Here is a 20,024-nt window from a genome sequence, read left to right on the forward strand (position 1 = left end):
CTGCTGCCTATGGCAGCGGCCCCTGTGTTTTTTATTGTTCGTCCATGACCTGGAAGATATAGAACTTCAGATAGAGGGACTGGTCCGCCCCCCACAGCACCGGATGATCGGCGGCCTGGGTGCGGTACTCCACCTGCCGCAGGCGGCGGTGGGCATCCCGGGCGGCCTCCCCAATGGTCTTGGCCAGCAGCTCGGGGGTCATGAAGTGGGAGCAGGAGCAGGTGGCCAGATATCCGCCGTTTTTCACCAGCTTGATGCCCCGCAGGTTGATCTCCCGGTAGCCGGTCACCGCCTTTTTGACGGAAGCCCGGGACTTGGTAAAGGCCGGCGGGTCCAGGATCACCAGGCCAAACTTCTCCCCCTGCTTCTCCAGGGCGGGCAGCAGCTCAAAGACGTCGTGGCACTCAAAGCGCACCCGGTCGCTCATGCCGTTGAGCTCCGCGTTGCGGGTGGCCTGATCCACGCCAAGCTGTGAGGCGTCCACGCCCAGCACCTCCTGGGCGCCGCCCTTGGCGGCGTTGAGGGCAAAGGCGCCGGTGTGGGTGAAGCAGTCCAGCACCCGACCGCCCTTGGCCAGAGGCTGGATGGCCAACCGGTTGTACTTCTGGTCCAGGAAGAAGCCGGTCTTCTGGCCCTCGGCCACGTCCACCTGGTAGCGGACCCCGTTTTCCACAATTTCCACCACCGGATCGAAGGGCTCAGACAGGAAACCCTTCACCCGCTCCATGCCCTCCTTCAGGCGCACCTTGGCGTCGCTGCGCTCATAGATGCCCCGGATGGCAATGCCGTCCTCGGCCAGAATATCCACAAGCAGCTTCAAAATGGTGGATTTCATCCGGTCAATACCCAGCGCCAGGGACTCCACCACCAGCACATCGGAGAACTTATCCACCACCAGGCCGGGCAGGAAGTCGGCCTCGCCGAAGATGATGCGGCAGGAGGAGGTGTCCACCGTGTCCTTGCGGTACTGCCATGCGGCCCGCACCCGCATCTCCAAAAACGCCTCGTCGATGATAGTGTCCGCTTTCCGGGACAGCACCCGCACCGTAATGGTGGAGGCCCGGTTGAGGAAGCCCACCCCCAGCGGGTAGCCGTTGTAGTCCTCGATGCGGATCACGTCGCCGTCGGCGGGCTGACCCACGATCTCACCGATCTCATTGTCATAGATCCAGGGGCCGCCGGCCTTGAATGAGCGGCCCTCTCCCCGCTTCAGGCGGATAGCAGGCATATCAGCCATATACAAAATCCTCTCCATTCAAAATGGGGCGGGGCTCTGCCCCGCCCCTATGGGTTTTCCTTCTCAGCTGTGGTCAGGTTACACGCCGTGCTTCACCCGGTCGTGCTCCTCGGCCCGTTTGGCGTTGTTGAAGCGGTCCAGGGTGCCCACCAGGTAGCCGGTGATCCGGCGGATGCGCTCAAAGGGCACGCCATCGGCCTCGGTTCGGCCGCAGCCGGGGCAGCGGTCCCCGATGATGCCGGAGAAGCCGCATACCGGGTCCCGGTCCACCGGGTGGTTAACGGAGCCGTAGCCGATGCCGCTCTCCTTCATGCAGCGGATGACCTTCTCAAAGGCCTCCAGGTTATCGGTGGGATCGCCGTCCATCTCAATGTAGCTGATGTGTCCGGCGTTGGTGAGGGCGTGGTAGGGCGCCTCGATCTTGATCTTGTCGTAGGCGGAGATGGGGTAGTACACCGGCACATGGAAGGAGTTGGTGTAGTAATCCCGGTCGGTGATGCCCTCCATGACGCCGAAGCGGGCCTTGTCCATCCGGACAAAGCGGCCGGACAATCCCTCGGCGGGGGTGGCCAGCAGGGAGAAGTTGAGGCCCCGCTTCTCGCTCTCAGCATCCATCCGGGCCCGCATGTGGGAGATGATCTCCTGGCCCAGTACCCGGGCCTTCTCGCTCTCGCCGTGGTGGACACCGATGAGGGCCTTCAGGGTCTCGGCCAGACCGATGAAGCCCACGGACAGGGTGCCGTGCTTGAGCACCTCCCGCACCTCGTCGTTCCAGTCCAGCTTCTCGCTGTCCAGCCACACCCCCTGTCCCATGAGGAAGGGGAAGTTGTACACGTGCTTGCGGCACTGGATCTCAAACCGCTCCAGCAACTGGTCCACGCACAGATCCATCATCCGGTCCAGGGACTCAAAGAAGGTGTTCAGGTCCCCCCGGGCCTTGATGGCCAGCCGGGGCAGGTTGATGGTGGTAAAGGACAGGTTGCCCCGGCCGTTGCAGATCTCCCGCTCCGGGTCGTACACGTTGCCGATGACCCGGGTGCGGCAGCCCATGTAGGCGATCTCGGTCTCGGGATGGCCGGGCTTGTAGTACTGCAGGTTGAAGGGGGCATCGATGAAGGAGAAGTTGGGGAACAGCCGCTTGGCGGAGCACCGCATGGCCAGCTGGAACAGGTCATAGTTGGGCTCGCCGGGGTTGTAGTTGACCCCTTCCTTCACCCGGAAGATCTGGATGGGGAAAATGGGGGTCTCTCCGCCGCCCAGGCCGGCCTCGGTGGCCAGCATCACGTTCTTCATCACCATGCGGCCCTCGGGGGTGGTGTCCATGCCATAGTTGATGGAGGAGAAGGGGGTCTGAGCCCCCGCCCGGGAGTGCATGGTGTTCAGGTTGTGGATCAGAGCCTCCATGGCCTGATAGGTGGCCCGGTCGGTCTCCTTCACCGCCCGCTGCTGGGCAAACTTCTGGGCCTTCTCCACGGTGGCCTCATCCCCGAACTTAGGCACCAGGGCGGCCCGCTCGGCGGCAAAGTATTCCTCGCTCCCCGCCAGGATGGGGCACAGACCGGTCTCCTTCTCCAGGTCGGCCATGATAACCTTCAGCTCCTGCTCGGGGTCGCTCTCATCTTCCAGCAGCATGAGGGCCCGGGCCAGGTTCTGCCGGTACAGCCGCTTGAAAGTCTTGCGCACGCCGTCGGCCATACCGTAGTCGAAGTTCACCACGCTCTGGCCGCCGTGCTGGTCGTTCTGGTTGGACTGGATGGCGATGCAGCACAGGGCGGCGTAGGAGGCGATGTCGTTGGGCTCCCGCAGGGTGCCGTGACCGGTGGAGAACCCGCCTTCAAACAGCTTCTTGATGTCAATCTGACAGCAGGTGGTGGTCAGGGTCAGGAAGTCCAGGTCGTGGATGTGGATATCACCCTCCCGGTGGGCTCGGGCGTGGTCAGGATTGAGGACGAACATATCGTAAAACTGCTTGGCGCCCTCAGAGCCAAACTTGAGCATGGAGCCCATGGCGGTGTCACCGTCGATGTTGGCGTTCTCCCGCTTGATATCGGAGTCCTTGGCGGCAGAGAAGGTGATGTCCTCATAGGTCTTCATCAGCCGGGTATTCATCTCCCGGGCCCGGCTGCGCTCCTCCCGGTACAGGATGTAGGCCCGGGCGGTCTGAATGTAGCCGTTGTCCATCAGTACCCGTTCCACCAGGTCTTGGATGTGCTCCACGTCAGGCTGCTTCTCCCCCTCTACCTCCAGGATGGAGAGCACCTCGTCGGCCAGCCGCTTGGCCTCCGCCTCCTTGCCCGGCTTGTAGGTGGCCCGGAAGGCCTTGTCGATGGCGCCGGCGATCTTTCCCTCGTTGAAATCCGCCAGCCGGCCGTCCCGCTTTCTGATTTTGGTGAGTGTCATTGCGATCCGTTCCTTTCCCGCTCCACTGTTGCAGGCGATTACCGCCCGTTATATTCCGACACAATATCTTGTGTTTTGGTTCCTTGCGCAACATCCATGATACAGTATCTTGATATCCGCCGTCAAGGCGCAAAACAAAAAGCCCGTCCCAAAAAGGGGACGTGCTTTTTGTCTGTTTCGCTGATTTTGTTTTCCGTTCCGAAGGGTTCTTGACAGAGGCTCCTTACAGCAGGACCAGACCGTACCGCTCCGCCATGCGCTGGAGGAAGTCCTCCTCCAGGTCGCCGGTGCCGTCCCAGAAGGCCCGGCCTTGGTAGAGCCGCAGGGCCTTTTCCAGCAGCTCAGGCACGTCGGACCACAGGCAGAGGGCGTCCTTCACCACATACTGGTTCTCGGCAAAGATGTCCAGGTCATCCTCCTCCAGGATGGCAATCTTCAGCGCGCCCTGGGGGGACTCCTCCTCCGCCTCCAGAATATCCTCCATCAGGTCGGGGGTGCACTCAATGGTCTCACCCACATCCACGTCGGGAGTGATGAACCGAGCCTCCTTCTCGCTGGCACAGGGGATCACGTCGGGGTCCCGCTCCACCGGCTGGAAGGCACTAAAATCTACCTGAGACATCGCCTGCCCCACAGCCGCAATATGGGTCTGCGTGGTACCGCAGCAGCCGCCAAAGATACGGGCGCCGGCGGCGGCATAGCGGGACACAAAGCCCGCCAACTCCTCGGGGGTACAGCAGGCCCCGGGCAGACCGGCGGAGGGTTTGGCGATCAGCGGTACCGAGGCATAGGGGGCCAGCCGCTCCAGCTGCTCCGCCGTGTCCTCGGGGTTGGTGCAGTTGAAGCCGAAGGCGGCCACACCCATGCCCTGCATGACGATGAGACCGGCCAGCACGTCGGTGCCGCCGGGGGTACGACCCTCGTCGTCGCAGGTGAAGGTGACCCACACCGGCTTGTCCGATACGCTCTTGCAGGCCAGCACCGCCGCCCGGGCCTCCGCCATGCCGGTCATGGTCTCCAGCACGAACAGATCCACACCGGCGGCCTCCAAAGCCGCGGCCTGCTCGGTGTATACCGCCACCATTTCCTCAAAATTACTCTCTCCAAAGGGGACCAAAGCCAGTCCGGCGGGGGCCAGATCGCCCGCCACCAGCACGCCCTCTCCCGCCGCCTGCCGGGTGAGCTCCACCAGCCGGCGGTTGTACTCGCCCACCTGGCCGGTAATGCCCCGACCCTCCAGGCCGACCCGATTGGCCCCAAAGGTGGGGGCCAGCAGAATCCGGCTTCCTGCCGCCACATAGCTCTGCTGCACCTCCAGCAGAACCTGGGGGTGCTCCAGCACCCACTGCTCGGTGCACACTCCGGCGGGCATCCCCCGCTTGAGCAGCTCGGTACCGGTGGCGCCGTCCATCAGAATGGGCGCGGACAAGGGAATGGTATCCATGATTGCTTTGTTCCTCCTGCATTGCACATTTGGATGGTATTATATCACAGTGGCCCGGCCGATTGCAACCCCGCCGGCCCCGGCAAAAAAAGGCCTGCCGCTTCCGCGGCAGGTCTTTTTAGGTACCATATGCTGTGTGTATCAGCTCACACCCACCCGCTTGGTGGCGGAGTGATAGATGGGCTTCCACTCCACCTTCTTCACCAGAGCGGCGATGGAGATGGGAATATAAGTAAACATGAAGATGGGGAAGGTAATCACGTAGCCCAGCTTGCACAGGGGGGACGCGTTGATGTGCTTCCACTCGGACAGCACGGTGAGCAGTCCGTACACGAAGAGGCCCACGTAGAAGTTCCACAGGGCGGAACCCATAAAGCCCAGGGTCACGTCCATAACGCGGGCGGCGATGTAGGCGGGCTGGGTCATGCAGGTGGCCAGGATGATGCCGTTGAACAGGATCATCACCAGGGTGAGCAGCATGCCGGGAGCCACGGTCACAAACATGTCGTAGCAGGAGGTGCCCAGCCGGCCGGGCCGGAAGCAGCCCTTCAGCAGGGGCACGGTGTAATCCCGGTCCACCTGATAGAAGCCCTTGGACCACCGCAGCCGCTGGTCCCAGGACTGGCGGAAGGTGGTGGGCTGCTCGTCGTACACCACGGCGGTGTCGCAGTAGCCGATCTTGCGGCCCTGGATGGCGCAGTCCACGGAGAACTGAATGTCCTCGGTGAGCAGGTGGAAGGGCCAGCCGCCGTTGTCCCGGATGACCTGAGCGGACACCAGGAAACCGGTGCCGGACACATGGCAGTTGGTGCCCAGCAGGGTGCGGGGGAAGTTGAGGAAGCGGGCCTCACGCAGGAACCAGATGGAGTAGCCGGCGGAGATCCAGTTGTCCCCAAAATTCTTGGAGTTGCGGTAGCAGGTAATGGCGTCGTACCCCTTGTCGAAGGTACGGTTCATCTCAGAAACAAAGTTGGGGTCCACCAGATTGTCGGCGTCAAAGACAAAATAGCCGTCGTAGACGTCCTTGCCCTCCTCCTCCAGGCGGTGGAAGAGGTAATCCATGGCATAGCCCTTGCCCTTCTTCTGCTGGTCGAAGCGCTCGTACACGAAAGCTCCGGCCCGGCGGGCCGCTCCGGCGGTGTCGTCGGTGCAGTTGTCCGCCACCACATAGAGGTCCAGCAGCTCTTTGGGGTAATTTTGCTTGTTTAAGCTGTCCAGCAGCTCTCCGATGACCCCCTCCTCGTTGCGGGCAGAGACCACCACCGCGAACCGGTGGAGCTTGGCGGGGACATGGTGCTCTTTCCAGCGGCGGCGCACCAGGCCAACCACCACATAGAAGCCCTGATAGAGGTAGAGCAGGGTGAAGAGTACCACCACGGCAAAATTCAGATTTTTCACAAGATGCAAAATTGTCATTCTATGATCCTCCGTCTGTCAGTCACTGAAGGAAGCCGCAGTACGACATTCGTCTGCGTGTAATGCATATCATACCACACCCTGAAAAGATTACAAGAGTGTTACATACCAATTAACAGAAGATTAAGGGAAAGTTTTTATTTCTTTTATACAAATGTAAGAAATTAGACCTCAGGTCTGTAAATGGATTCCATATAGGCATAACCCATCCATTTTCGAAACATTCTACTGCTTTTTCTTGTAGACATAACTTTTTCACAATTTAACAACAGATGTATGGACGAAAAAGAGCAAAAAAAGATCCCGTCTTTTTCAAAAAAGACGGGATCTTTTTTGATTGCTTACATCTTCTCAGGGGCGGTGACGCCAATGAGGGCCAAGCAGTTGGCAATGACGGACCGGACGGTGTCGGCCAGCTTGAGCCGGGCGGACAGCACGTCGGCCTCCTCGCCCTTGATGCGGCAGGCGTTGTAGAAGCGGTGGAAGTCGCCGGCCAGGGTGATGAGGTAGCGGTTGACGTGGGAGGGATCGTAGTCCCGGGCGGAGATGCGGATCACCTCGGGCAGCTGGGAGAGGGTCTTGATGAGGGCCTTCTCCTCGGCGGTGGTGAAGAGGGCGGCATCCACGGAAGCCGCGTCGGGCACCTGGGCGCCCTCCTCGGTGAGGCGGCTCACCAGGGAGCAGATGCGGGCGTGGGCGTACTGTACGTAGTACACCGGGTTATCGGAATCCTGCCGCACCGCCAGATCCAGATCGAAGTCCAGGGCGGAGGTGGAGGACCGGGAGTTGAAGAAGAAGCGGGCGGCGTCCACGCTGACCTCGTCCAGCAGGTCCCGCAGGGCGATGGCCTTGCCGGAGCGCTTGGACATACGGACGGGCTGACCGTCCTGCAGCAGGTTGACCAGCTGCATCAGCACTACCACCAGCCGGTGGGAGCCATCCAGGCCCAGGCCGTCCAGAGCGGCCTGCAGGCGGGCCACATGGCCGTGGTGGTCGGCGCCCCAGATGTTGATGGCCTTGGAGAAGCCCCGCTTCTCCAGCTTGTTGCGGTGATAGGCAATGTCGGCGGCAAAGTAGGTGTAGAAGCCGTTGGCCCGGCGGAGCACGTCGTCCTTCAGGTCCAGCTTGTCCACCTGCTCCTGGGTCTTGCCCTCGGCCATGAACTTCTGCTTGAGCAGGTCGGTGGTGTTGAGCCACAGAGCGCCGTCCTTCTCATAGGTCCAGCCCTTGTCGGCCAGCATGCCCACGGTCTCGGCCACATAGCCGGAGCTGTGGAGGCCGGACTCCAGGAACCACTCATCGTACTCGATCTGGTAGCGGCGCAGGTCCTCCTTCATCTTGGGGATGTTGACGGACAGGCCGTACTGAGCCATGGCCTCCTGGCGCTCCTCCACCGGCTTGTCCTTCCAGTCGGGACCGTGCTGATCGTAGAAGGCCTGGGCCAGCTCCTTGATGTCGTCCCCGTGGTAGCCGTCCTCGGGGAAGGGATAGTTCTCCTCACCCAGCACGATCTGGAGGTACCGGGCGTCGATGGACATGGCGAACTTGTGGATCTGGTTGCCGGCGTCGTTGACGTAGAACTCACGCCACACGTCGTATCCGGCCCGGGTGAGAACGCTGGCCAGGGCGTCGCCCAGCACACCGCCGCGGGCGTTGCCGATGTGCATGGGGCCGGTGGGGTTGGCGGAGACGAACTCCACCATTACCTTCTCGCCGTGGCCCTCATCCACCGCGCCGTAGGTGCTGCCTTCGGCCTGGATGTCGGTGAGTACCTCGCCGTACCACTTGCTGCCCAGGGTGAAGTTGAGGAAGCCGGGGCCGGCGATCTCCACCTTATCAAAGAAGGTGCCCTCCAGCTCCAGGTTGTCCACGATGGTCTGGGCGATCTGGCGGGGGGCCTTGTGGAGGGCCTTGGCGCCCGCCATAGCAAAGGAGGAGGCGTAGTCGCCGTGGGTGGGGTCCTTGGGGATCTCGATGGTAGCCTTGACCTCCGCCCCGGCGGGCAGCAGGCCCTGGGCCGCGGCCTTCTCATAGGCCGCCTGGGTCAGCTGGGCGACCTGCTCCCGGGCCGCCTGGATCATATTGGACATATCTATCACCTTTTCTTCTGAATTACAATATTAAAATAGGAAGGGCTCTTACTGGCGGATGCCGTTGCCCTTCTGCCGCACCTGGATGTGGAAGAGGTTCTCCCCCGCCACCGCGTGGTCGATCTCCAGCGCGTAATTGATCTCAATACTGCCGCCGTCGGGGCTGAGCTGGGTGCGCATCTTCTTGGTGCTGATCCCCACCGCCAGGGCGCCGTAGGGGGTGTTGTACATGGACAGGTGTCGTCGCCCCTCCTCAAAGACCATCTGGGAGTTGACCTCTCCCATCCGCAGCAGAGTCACCCGCTCCGGCTCGATCTGGAAGGTGGTCAGGGTGCCCTCCAGTCCGGTGAGCTCACTCTCCTGATAGCTGAGGGTGTAACCGTCCTCCCCGTCCCGGGACAGCCGGCCCTCGGTCACCAGCTCGATGACCTCCGGCTCCTGGTCCTCAAAGGACTGCTTGCCCTGAATGGATATGATAACATTGTTCTCCATGGTTCTATGTTCCCTCTTTATCGGCCCTTCCGGCCGCAAATTGCACCATATTATATCCAATTCCCGCCCCAATGTAAAGAGGGCAGGGCCTTAATAACAGCTGATATCCACCTGTCCCACGGTACCGGTGACGTCCCAGCCCAGGAAAACGGAGGCCAGGCGGGAAAAGTCCTCCTGCCGGTCGCTGACAAAGTAGCGGCAGCTTCCGCCCTCTGTCTTTCCGGACAGGGCATCGTCCGCTGCCAGCCGGGCGGCTGCCGCCCGGGCGCCCTCCGCCCCGGCGTTGATCAGCCGGACGTCCGGTCCCATCTGGGCGGAAATGACATCTTCCAGCAGAGGATAGTGGGTACAGCCCATCACCAGGGTATCCACCCCCGCCTCCTTCAGCGGGGCCAGATACTCCCCCGCCACCGTCTCAATGACGATGTCCCCGGGCTTGAACCGTCCGTTCTCCACCAGGGGCACAAAGAGGGGGCAGGGCTGGGCGGTCACCTGGGCCGCCGGGTCGGCCTTGCGGATCAGGTTCTCATAGGCCCCGCTGCGGATGGAGGCCTGGGTGCCGATGAGGCCGATCTTGCCGTTGCGGGTGGCCTGAGCTGCGGCAGCGGCGGCGGGGGCCACCACACCCAGCACTGGAATGGGGTTCTCATTGGCCAGAATCTCCAGCGCCGTGGTGGACACGGTGCCGCAGGCAATGACAATCAGTTTCAAATCAAAGGTACGCAGAAAGGCCACGTCCTGGCGGGCGTACCGGATGATGGTCTCCTTGGAGCGGCTGCCGTAGGGCACCCGTCCGGTATCGCCGAAGTATACGATATCCTCCCCCGGCAGCAGGCGGCACAGCTCCCGCACCGTGGTCAGCCCTCCCAGGCCGGAATCAAAAACGCCGATGGGTCGTCTGTCCAAGACGCTCCCTCCTTGTAATACTGTGGTTCTTTTAATGATAGGGGAAACGGGTCAGGAAAACAAGGGGTTATTTTCACATTTTTCCCTCCCCGGTTTGACATTTCTTCGGGGGTGACTATAATATGAGAGTGGGGGATGGTCCTCCGTGCCCCAACGTCACGACAGCAAGGAGGTCTCATTGGTATGAAGCTGGAACTGACGACCAAGCAGTTTCGCCGTCTGCTGGATATGGCCTATATCGGCAACTGGATCCTGAACTCCACCCGTGGGGACGACCGATTCCGGGACTATGACGAAGTGGAGAGCCTGCTCTTTGCCAAGGCCCGTGCCGAGGGCATGCCTACCCTGGCGGAGGACTGGCAGGGCGAAGTGGTCCCCTCCCGTGCTTTTGCCGAGGGCGGCATCCACGAGGCCATCATGGAATACGAAAATAACGTCTTCTTTGATATTCTGGCGGAGGACCTGGCCCGCCGGGATATGGACGACGCTCCCATTGACGAGAGCAACTACGATGAGCTGGCCAGCCGGATCGATGCCTATATCGCCGAGTTTGAGGAACACGGCACCGACAACATCCTGGTGGACAGCGACCACCTGTAAGACGGCTCAAAGCCCCTGCCCAATGCGGCAGGGGCTCTTTTTATGCCTGGGTCTCCTTCCGCAGGTCCTCCACGGTGAGGGCCATCAGCTCCTCCTTACTGGGAGCCTCCAGGGCGGCCACCCGGTCGGACTGGCGGGCCACTGCCCGCTCGAACAAGTTGCGCACGTCCCGGGCGTTGCCGAAGTTCTCATCCCGGTTCTCATACAGTTCTTTCAAATACTGCTCGGCATATGCTCTGCTGTCATCACTGAGCGTATACCCATTTTTCTCACACATGGAGCAGAAGATCTCCATCAGCTGGGCTCCGTTGTAGTCCTCAAAATAGAAATACTTGTTGAAGCGGCTCTCCAGGCCGGGGTTGGCGTGGAGAAACCGGCCCATCAGCTCGGTGTATCCCGCCACAATGACCACCAGGTCCGCCCGGTGGTCCTCCATCCCCTTCAGCAAGGTCTCAATGGCCTCCTTGCCGAAGTCGTTGGGGTTATCCTGCCCCGCCAGGGCGTAGGCCTCGTCGATGAAGAGCACGCCCCCCAGGGCCTTCTGAATGACCTCGCCGGTCTTGAGGGCGGTCTGCCCCACAAACCCGGCCACCAGACCGGAGCGGTCCACCTCCACCAACTGCCCCTTGGACAGTACGCCGATGGCCTTGTACAGCTGGGCCAGCAGCCGGGCCACCGTGGTCTTGCCGGTGCCCGGATTGCCCATGAACACCAGATGAAGAGACAGGGGCGGCACCGGCAGATCGTGCTCCTGCCGCAGCTTGCGCACCTTCACCAGGTTGACCAGGCTCTTCACATCGGCCTTTACCTTCTCCAGGCCGCACAGCCCGTCCAGCTGGGCCATCAGTTCCTCCAGGGTGGGCTCCGGTTCCTCCGGCTTGCTTGCCTCCTGAGGCTCCGCCGCCGGGGCGGCGGCGGGGCACTGCGGTTCCGGACGGCGGGTCACAAAGTCCCCCACATCCAGAGGCGACTTCTCCCCCTTCAGTCCGTCCTGGTCGCACAGGGCGGAGAGGGTATCGGCGCACTGGTTGACAAACCCGGCCTCCTCCTCGCTGACCTGGTCGTCCACCGCCGCGAAGAGCAGCAGCATCAGAGTGGTCAGATCCACAAACCGCCGGGCCAGATCGGTGCCCGCCACCTTGTCGCAGGCCCGCATTCGGTTGAAAAACTCCGGCGGCCGAAACCCGGGATATCGGGCCACCCCGGAGGACAGCTCCCAGAACAGCACTGAGGGCACCGGATTGCCCTTGGTGTAGATGGCGTTATAAAATTCCACATGTCTCGGGCTGAGGGAGGCCCCGTCCCGCTGCCACAGGCCCAGGGCGCAGCCCCGGAAGAAGATATCAGCCTCCCGGGCAAAACGGTCCCGCAGGGCCTGGTCGGCGATCTGCCGCCGAAAGGCGGTCATCCCCTCGCTGTATTGTCGGTGGGCCTCGGCGGCACTGATGGATCCCTTCATAACTGGGCTGCCTCCCCTGCACTTTTTTCGTAAATTTTCGCAAATTTTATTATAGCCAATTCCCGGTACCCGTGCAAGCCCTCCCCATAGTTGACATAATTGTTAAAAAACTTTTACATTTCCCGAAGTACCGTTGACGGCCTGCCGTCTGCCGTTGTAAAATATCATTAAGAATGTCGATTGGAGGGATTTCCCATGGCATCCAGGCGAAACCGGGACGACCGTCCCACCATGATCCACTGCGAATACTGCGGCGAAGACTACGCCTCTACTTATAAGCACTGCCCCTTCTGTGATGAAATGCCGTTGGACGACGAGGACTACGACGGGGATGAGGACGCCCCCCGCCGTCCCCGTGGCGGCAAGCGGCTGGTGACCAATACCCGGGGCGGCGGCTACGGCCGGGGCCCCTCGCCCCTGCGGCTCATCGGTATCATCATCTCTCTGGCCGTTATTATTGCGGCCATCATCATCGTGATCTCGGTTATCATTCCCCTGGTCACCAAGGGCAACTCAGCCAACGATCCGGGCACAGTCGAAAGCGTCATGCCCACCGACTCCGCCCAGCCCAGCGCCGATCCCGATCCCACCGAATCTCCCGATCCGGTGGAGACCATCCCTGCTGACCAGACGGCCACCGACTTCAGCCTGAGCCTGACGGAGTTCTCCCTGAGCGACCGCTATCCTGACCCCGTCACCCTGAAGGTGACCTTTATCCCCGAGGGCTCCACCGGCACCATCACCTGGACCAGCAGCGACCCCGACATCGTGTCCGTGGATGAGACCGGCAAGGTGAGCCCCGGTTCCAAGACCGGCAACGCCACCATCACCGCCACCATGCCCGGCGGCGTGACCCACACCTGCCTGGTCCACAACTCCGTGACCACCGGCGGCTCCACCGGCAGCACCACCTCCGGCGGATCCACCACCACGACCACCTCTCTGTCCCTCAACCGGACAGACTTCACCCTGAGCAAGACCTACCCCTCCTTCCAGGTGAAGGTAAGCGGCACCTCCTCCACCCCCGTGTGGAGCATCGGCAACAGCGGTGTGGCCACCGTCTCCAGCAACGGCACCGTGACCTATGTGAGCAAGGGCCAGACCACCCTGACCTGTTCGGTGGATGGCAAGACCTTGACCTGCACCGTGCGCTGCACCTGATCATTCAAAAAGGCCCCGGACCAAAAGTCCGGGGCCTTTTCCTGTCTGCTGCAAAGAGCGGCGCCCCGGACCAACGTCCGGGGCGCCTTTTCTGCTTTTTTAAGGGAGGGATTCCTATCTTTATCTCATCACGCGGCAGGGCCGGTGTTGCTTTTGGTCTGCCCCCACAGCCGGGGGGCAGTCACAAGGGCGGGCCGGTTTGTTGAACGCGCTCCGGATGGCATTTGTCCTCCGCACGCTCCCGGCGCGGCGCCCTTGCCTTTTCTCTTGGCTGTGCTTATAAGATACCACAGCCGCCCTGTCGAGTGTTGGATAAATTTTGGACCTTATGTAAACGATTTATGAAGTTCCCTTCTGGCCGAAATCCATACCGCCGGACAGGCCGTCCTTCTCCAGCATCCGCTCCAGCACCTCCACATCGGCGGTGATGTCCATAGTGTCCACCTCGAAGAGGCGATCCAACTGCTTCTCGAAGCCGTCCACCACCTTATCCATCATGCCCTCAATACGGGCCTTGGCCGTGCGGATGTTCTCTCCCTCCACGCCCTGGTCCTCCATGCGGGCATAGGCCTTGAGGATCTTCAGGGTGGTGGGCAGATAGTAGTTGAGGAAGGAGCGCAGCTGGTCCTCCTTGCCCGGGTTCTGCTTGACGTAACCGTAGATCTTGCTGGTGATCTCCCCGATGCGGTCGATCTTGCGGCTCATGGCCGGGTCGTCAATATCGTCGTTGAGGCGGCGGATCTCCCGCAACACCGCGTCGTCATCCCGGATGTCCAGAGGTTCTTCCTCCTCCTGACCGGGCTCCTCCGCCGGCTCCGGCTCATCCTTCAGGCCCTCGTCACTGAGGATCAGCTCATGGGTGGACATATCCAGATATCCGGTGGGCAGAATGCCCTCATCCAGCATCTCCTGCAAATCTCTGCACGCCTTGCGCACCGACACCGGCATAGCGTGGGCCAGCTGCACCACCGACACGCTCTCCCGCCGCCCGATGAGGGCCAGATACTTCCGGAAGCGCTTCATCTTGCGGGTGCTCATGCTGCCCGCCGCCATCAGGGCCAATCCGCCGGCAAACAGGCCGATCACCGGCGACATCATGGCCAGAGACAGGGGAAAGCCCCAGATGCTGCTCACCACCGGCAGTCCGGACACCGTGGCGATGCCGAAGAGGACGGCCATAATGGCGCCGCCGATGGTCATGGCCTTGCCCTTGTTGAGGCTGGGCTTCTTCCCCGCCGCGTTGGGGGGCGGGGTACGGAAGCCCTGGGTTCCGGGGCTGGGCCCCAGGTAGGGGAACTGGGGTCTGCGTCCCAGGCCGATCAGCTTACGTACCAGCAGGAAGAGTCCTACAGGCCACACGGTAACCAGCAGAATCAGGATCATGATCCAGGAAAACAGTTCGTTGCTGTTATCTGGACGCCGGTTGCGATAATAGGACATGGAATACCGCTCCTTTGGATAAAAGGCTAAAAAACGCTGCCATTCAATCACAAAAGTGACAAAGTTTCGATGGATACGATTGACCTCGCGGGCTCATGCTGAATAGGCGGCGGGCATCGTTCCATTCCGATTCATACAGCTTTTTCTATCATCATACACTGATTCTCTGTGACTGTAAAGCGATTTCCGCCTGCCGTTCATGTAACCATTCTGTAATTGCATTTTCCCTAGGCAACACCTATAATATGGGTTACTGAATCAATTTTGTTGCGGCTCCCGCAAATGAGCAGATCTTGCTTCTGCCGGGACCGTGGGATTCTCTGCCCGGCCTTCGGCCGAGGCCACAATAGAAGTTGGAGTGATCAATATGGCACAAGCAGCGGGTAAACGTACCGCGCAGGCCAAAAAGCCCCAGGGCGGCAAGGTTGCCCTGGTGATAGCGCTCATCGTGATAGCGGCGCTGATCGCCGGCTATCTGATTCTGTGCGCCGTGGCTGGCAGCGGCACCTTCCTGCCCAATACCACCATCGGCGGCGTCAACGTGGGCGGCCGCACCCAGGAGGAGGCGCTCTCCCTGCTGGAGGAGCAGCTGCCCCAGCGTCTGTCTAAACTTTCCGCCACCTTTACCTGCGAGGATAAGGAATATACCGTTACCGGCGAGGGCGCCTCTGTGGACGCCCAGGCCGCCGTGCAGTCCGCTATGGACAGCCAGTCCGGTTCCTTTTTCACCCGGGGCGGCCAGTATCTGACCGCTCTGACCGGGGGCAGCCAGTACCCGGTCCAGGTCTCGCTGGACGGTACCCCCGATGTGATCGACCAGGCCATTGAGGAGTGCGCCGACCCTGAGTCCCAGACCACCTGGGAGGTCAAGGACGACCAGCTGGTCTTCCATAAGGGCGTCACCGGCCGCACCATCGACACCGCCGCCCTCACCACCGCCCTGGAGACCCGGCTCAGCGAGCTGCTTTCCAATGACGCCGGAGCGGAATCCGAGCCCATTACCGCCCAGGTCACCACTGCGCCCCCCGCCGATCCCGATTTCGACGCCATCCAGAAGGAAGTGTGCGTGGAAGCCACCGACGCCTACTTAGACAAGGAGACCAAGAAGATCGTCCCCTCGGTCACCGGCGTTGATCTGGATGTGGAGGCCGCCAAGTCCGCTCTGGACAGTGCGGAGGAGGGGGAGCAGGTCACCGTTCCCCTGACCAAAACCGAACCCAAAATGACCACCGCCAATCTGGAGGCCAACCTCTTCAAGGACGTGCTGGGCACCGGCACCACCAGCTGCGCCGGTCCCTCCAATCGCTGGTACAACATTGATCTGGCCGCCAGCCGCATCAACGGCACCATCCTGCTGCCCGGCGAGGTGTTCTCCTACAACGCCCTGGCCGGTCCCTACACCAAGGCCAGCGGCTACCGGGATGCCGGCACCTATCAGAACGGACAGAGCATCGACGCCACCGCCGGCGGCATCTGCCAGCTGTCCTCCACCCTGTACTGGGTGACCCTGAAGGCTAATCTGGAAACCGTGGAGCGCTCCAAGCACGCCTTCAACGGCGGCTATATGCCCGTCATCGGCACCGACGCCACTGTGTGGAGCAACCAGATCGACTTCAAGTTCAAGAACGATACCGAATACCCCATCAAGATCTCTGCCTATCAGGACAGCAGCCACAAGCTGCACGTCACCATCTACGGTACCGATACCACCGGCATCCACGGTGAGCCCTACAGCGTCACCGTCTCCACCACGCCCTATAAGAACATCTACAAGCCTGATTCCTCCATTCCCCAGGGCACTCAGCCTCAGCGGGACCCCAACTACTCCCGCTACAACGGCGTTACGGTGGACGTGTATCAGAAGCTGGTGGACAAGAACGGCAACACCGTGAAAACCATCTTCCTGTACCGCAACAGCTACAAGTCCTCCGACGCGGTATACTATTACAACCCCGCCGACGCGGCCCGTTGGGGCATTGATCCCTCCACCGGTCTGAAGACTCTGACTCCGGTGGAGCCCACCCCCACGCCCACGGCTACACCGTCGGCTACCCCCAGCGCCACCCCGTCGGCCACTCCTTCCACGGAGCCTACACCGACGCCCACCCCTGAGGCAACTCCCACCCCGGCCGCCACGCCGTCCTCTTCTGTGGGGCCCGGCATGGAACCCACTGACAACACTCCGGTGCCGGAAGCGGAGTCTCCGGCTGTCTGAGCACAACGCTACTGCAAGGCCCCCCGCCCGGCGGGGGGCCTTGCTTGCCCAAATACCAAACTGGAAAGGAACCCGTTATGTTTGAAGGATTTTCCGGCGCCACCGTGGACTTCATGTGGGGCATCCGCTTCAACAATGAAAAGTCCTGGTTTGAGGCCCATAAGGAGGAATACCTCACCCACTTCCAGCGCCCCATGAAGGCGCTGGCCAATGAGGTCTATGACCGTTTTCTGGACAAGCACCCCGACCTGGATCTGGTGTGCAAGGTCTCCCGCATCTACCGGGACGCCCGTCGGCTCTTTGGCCGGGGCCCGTACAAGGACCACCTGTGGATGAGTCTGGTCCGCCCCCACGTGGAGCCCGGCTCCGAGCCGGTGTTCTGGTTTGAGCTGGAGCCGGAGGGCTGGTCCTGCGGCATGGGCTTCTGGATGGCCCCCGCCGTGACCATGGCCAAGCTCCGTGCCCGGATGGACCGGGATCCCAAGCCCATGGAGCAGCTGGCCCGCCGCCTGAACAAGCAGGATCAGTTCATTCTGGAGGGTGAGGACTATAAGCGGCCCAAGACCGCCCCCTCTCCCCTGCTGCAGCCCTGGTACAGCAAAAAAAGCTTTGCCCTCTCCCACAGCGCCCCCCATCAGGATCTGCTCTGGAGCCACGATCTTGCCGACACGCTGGTGGATTCCTTTGAGTTTTTGCTCCCCTACTATCAGTATATCCTCTCCCTCAGCGGCGATCCCGATCCCCGCCAGGCCTGAATTAACAGATTTTGCGTGGTAAGTCTGCCGCCCCGCCGCACATACTAAGCCAGGCAACTGGTGAAATGGGGGGCGAGGAATATGAAGCGGCATACCGGGCGGCGCTGGGCCGTCCTTCTGCTGGCATTGCTGCTGGCCGTTCTTCCGCCCTCGGCCCTGCTGGGGTATGAGGCGCTGCAGGCGGACGCTCCCGTGGACCTTCCGGAGCAAAAGCTCATCGCCCTCACCTTTGACGACGGTCCCCGCCGCTCCACCACCACCCGCCTGCTGGATGGTTTGGCGGAGCGGGGTGTGAAGGCCACCTTTTTCCTCATCGGCTGCCAGATCGCCGACAACGAGGATGTGGTGCGCCGGATGGACCGGGAGGGCCACCAGATCGGCATCCACACCTTTGACCATGTGCAGCTCACCGAGCTGAACCAGGCCGACTTTGACGCCCAGGTGGGTACCACCCGCACCCTGCTGAAGGACCTGCTGGGCCACAACGACTTTCTGCTCCGCCCGCCCTTCGGTAAATGGGACGAGGGGGTGCGCACCCGGGCAGGCTGTCCCATCATCCTCTGGTCCATCGATCCAGAGGACTGGGACGATAAGAACACCGCCCGGGTGGTGGAAGAGGTGGTGTCCCAGGCTAAGGACGGCAGTATTATTCTGCTCCACGACATCTACGCCCAGTCGGTAGACGCGGCCCTCCAGATCGTAGACCGCCTCCATGCCGAGGGCTACTACTTCTGTACCATAGACCAGCTCTTTGCCGCCCGGGGGCTCTCCCTGAAGGCTGGCCAGGTCTACTGGAACGCCTATCCTTAAATGAAAAAAGGACCTGCCGTTTGGCAGGTCCTTTTTGTTGGTCTCTTATGCGAATTTCTCGATGTAGCCCATGATAAAGATGATGAGGACGATGATGGGCACCACCACGGTGAAATACATCCGCAGCTTGGCGGGGAAGCGCACGCCCTTGCCCTGATCGGCCTCAGCCAGGAAGCCGTCGAAGCCCCAGGCGATCTTCTTGGACAGGCAGCAGAAGAGCAGGTAGATCACGGAGCCGATGGGCAGCAGGTTGTTGCTCACCAGGAAGTCCTCGAAGTCCATGATACCCATGCCCAGGATCTTGATGCCGCTCCAGAGGTTGTTGCCCAGCAGGCAGGGCAGGCTCAGCAGGAAGATGAGCACCAGGTTGACCGCCACCGCCTTGCGGCGGGACACCCCCCACTTGTCCATCCAGCAGGCCAGAATGTTCTCAAACACGGCGGTGATGGTGGACAGGGCGGCAAAGAAGAGGAACACGAAGAAGAGCGCGCCCCACAGCCGGCCGCCGGGCATGGCATTGAACACGTTAGGCAGGGTGATAAAGATCAGGTTGGAACCGGAGTCGGGATTGACGCCGAATGCAAAGGCAGAGGGGAAGATGATCAGGCCGGACACAAAGGCCACGCAGGTATCCAGGATACCCACGCTGATAGTCTCGCCGAACAGGCGGCGGTCCTTGCCGATGTAGCTGCCGAAGATGGCCATGGCGCCGATGCCCAGGCTCAGGGTAAAGAAGGCCTGGCCCATGGCGGCGTAGATGGCCTCGCCCAGACGGAAGTTGCCGTTGGCGTCGTACATCAGGTTGTCGAAGTTGGGCACCAGATAGAACTCCAGGCCCTTGATGGCGCCGGGCAGGGTGATGGCACGGATAGCCAGCACCACCAGCAGGAACAGCAGGCACAGCATCATGAACTTGTTGGCCTTCTCCACGCCGTTGCGCAGGCCGCGGCTGCAGATCACCATGCCCAGCACGATGACGATGGCCATAAAGAGCAGCTGCATCCCGGGCTGGGACACCATGGTGCCGAAGGACTGCTCCACACCGGCCTTATCCAGGCCGTCAAACTGACCGGCAGCGATCTTGAAGAAGTACATCAGCAGCCAGCCGGCGATGGTGGTATAGAACATCATGAGCAGGTAGTTGCCCGCCATACCGAACCAGCCGTACCAGTGCCACTTGGTGCCCTTGGGCTCCAGCTCCTGGAAGGACACGATGATGCTCTTGCGGCTGGCCCGGCCCACGGCGAACTCCATCGCCATGATGGGCAGACCCATGGCCACCAGAAACACCAGATAGATCAGCACAAAGGCGGCGCCGCCGTACTGCCCCACGATGTAGGGGAAACGCCAGACGTTGCCCAGGCCGATGGCGCACCCGGCAGAGATGAGCACGAAGCCCAGCCGGGACGCAAAGGTCTCTCTCTCTTTCACGATCTTTCCTCCTTGGCTTGGCCGCCTGCGGCGGCCTTTTGGGCGGGGTCTCTGTCCCCTGCCCTGCCCCAAATTCCTCCCGACAGACACACCGCCGCCTAAGAGAATTCCCGCGGCTTTAACCGCGGGAACGATCGGCATACGGAACGGCACCAACAAACACCCTCT

General features: G+C 61.5%; 15 protein-coding genes. 5 read left to right on the forward strand and 10 right to left on the reverse strand.

The genetic code is table 11. The annotated features are described in order from the left end of the window. Positions 1-31: 31 nt before the first annotated feature. From J9789_RS07495 to murI, 7 genes are all read right to left on the reverse strand, one after another. Positions 32-1,237, reverse strand: a complete 1,206-nt coding sequence (locus J9789_RS07495) for a class I SAM-dependent rRNA methyltransferase (RefSeq protein WP_209344142.1) — start codon at positions 1,235-1,237, stop codon at positions 32-34. 78 nt (positions 1,238-1,315) lie between these two features. Next, entirely contained in the window at positions 1,316-3,637 is a 2,322-nt protein-coding gene (locus J9789_RS07500) for an anaerobic ribonucleoside triphosphate reductase (RefSeq protein ID WP_209344145.1), read from the reverse strand. 223 nt (positions 3,638-3,860) lie between these two features. After that, positions 3,861-5,081 (reverse strand): homocysteine S-methyltransferase family protein, encoded by a 1,221-nt coding sequence (locus tag J9789_RS07505; protein ID WP_209344146.1) that lies wholly within the window; start codon positions 5,079-5,081, stop codon positions 3,861-3,863. 141 nt (positions 5,082-5,222) lie between these two features. Beyond that, positions 5,223-6,497, reverse strand: a complete 1,275-nt coding sequence (locus J9789_RS07510; RefSeq protein WP_209344148.1) for a glycosyltransferase family 2 protein — start codon at positions 6,495-6,497, stop codon at positions 5,223-5,225. Positions 6,498-6,838: 341 nt separating this feature from the next. Beyond that, the gene (argS, locus tag J9789_RS07515) at positions 6,839-8,587 is read right to left on the reverse strand and encodes an arginine--tRNA ligase (protein WP_209344150.1); all 1,749 of its coding nucleotides are present in this window, start codon (positions 8,585-8,587) and stop codon (positions 6,839-6,841) included. A gap of 48 nt (positions 8,588-8,635) precedes the next feature. Then, positions 8,636-9,079, reverse strand: a complete 444-nt coding sequence (locus J9789_RS07520; protein WP_209344152.1) for a DUF1934 domain-containing protein — start codon at positions 9,077-9,079, stop codon at positions 8,636-8,638. 90 nt (positions 9,080-9,169) lie between these two features. Then, positions 9,170-9,985 (reverse strand): glutamate racemase, encoded by an 816-nt coding sequence (murI, locus tag J9789_RS07525; protein ID WP_209344154.1) that lies wholly within the window; start codon positions 9,983-9,985, stop codon positions 9,170-9,172. A 183-nt stretch (positions 9,986-10,168) separates the two neighbouring features. Here murI and J9789_RS07530 point away from each other — a divergent pair, with 183 nt between their 5' ends. Further along, positions 10,169-10,585, forward strand: coding sequence for a hypothetical protein (locus tag J9789_RS07530; RefSeq protein ID WP_087187848.1), 417 nt, complete (start codon positions 10,169-10,171; stop codon positions 10,583-10,585). 40 nt (positions 10,586-10,625) lie between these two features. Here the strand turns inward: J9789_RS07530 and J9789_RS07535 are convergent, their stop codons facing one another. After that, positions 10,626-12,044 carry an AAA family ATPase gene (locus tag J9789_RS07535; RefSeq protein WP_209344155.1) on the reverse strand — a complete coding sequence of 473 codons (1,419 nt, stop codon included), beginning with the start codon at positions 12,042-12,044 and terminating at the stop codon, positions 10,626-10,628. Between the two features lie 195 nt (positions 12,045-12,239). Between J9789_RS07535 and J9789_RS07540 the strand changes: the two genes are divergently transcribed. Next, positions 12,240-13,205, forward strand: coding sequence for an Ig-like domain-containing protein (locus J9789_RS07540; RefSeq protein WP_209344157.1), 966 nt, complete (start codon positions 12,240-12,242; stop codon positions 13,203-13,205). 339 nt (positions 13,206-13,544) lie between these two features. On the opposite strand, the gene J9789_RS07545 is transcribed toward J9789_RS07540, so the two are convergent. Continuing rightward, positions 13,545-14,645 carry a 5-bromo-4-chloroindolyl phosphate hydrolysis family protein gene (locus tag J9789_RS07545; RefSeq protein ID WP_209344160.1) on the reverse strand — a complete coding sequence of 367 codons (1,101 nt, stop codon included), beginning with the start codon at positions 14,643-14,645 and terminating at the stop codon, positions 13,545-13,547. 367 nt (positions 14,646-15,012) lie between these two features. Between J9789_RS07545 and J9789_RS07550 the strand changes: the two genes are divergently transcribed. The 3 genes from J9789_RS07550 (at position 15,013) to J9789_RS07560 (ending at position 18,425) form a co-directional block, all read left to right on the forward strand. Continuing rightward, positions 15,013-16,860, forward strand: a complete 1,848-nt coding sequence (locus J9789_RS07550; protein WP_209344162.1) for a VanW family protein — start codon at positions 15,013-15,015, stop codon at positions 16,858-16,860. Positions 16,861-16,937: 77 nt separating this feature from the next. Beyond that, complete coding sequence (locus J9789_RS07555) at positions 16,938-17,615, forward strand: DUF2461 domain-containing protein (RefSeq protein ID WP_209344164.1); 678 nt, start codon at positions 16,938-16,940, stop codon at positions 17,613-17,615. An 81-nt stretch (positions 17,616-17,696) separates the two neighbouring features. Next, positions 17,697-18,425 (forward strand): polysaccharide deacetylase family protein, encoded by a 729-nt coding sequence (locus J9789_RS07560; protein WP_209344166.1) that lies wholly within the window; start codon positions 17,697-17,699, stop codon positions 18,423-18,425. A 45-nt stretch (positions 18,426-18,470) separates the two neighbouring features. Here J9789_RS07560 and J9789_RS07565 read toward each other — a convergent pair whose 3' ends face one another. Then, positions 18,471-19,856, reverse strand: coding sequence for a sodium-dependent transporter (locus J9789_RS07565; protein ID WP_209344168.1), 1,386 nt, complete (start codon positions 19,854-19,856; stop codon positions 18,471-18,473). Between the last annotated feature and the right edge of the window lie 168 nt (positions 19,857-20,024).

Source organism: Flavonifractor sp. AGMB03687, from assembly GCF_017811815.1.
Classification (GTDB): domain Bacteria; phylum Bacillota; class Clostridia; order Oscillospirales; family Oscillospiraceae; genus Flavonifractor.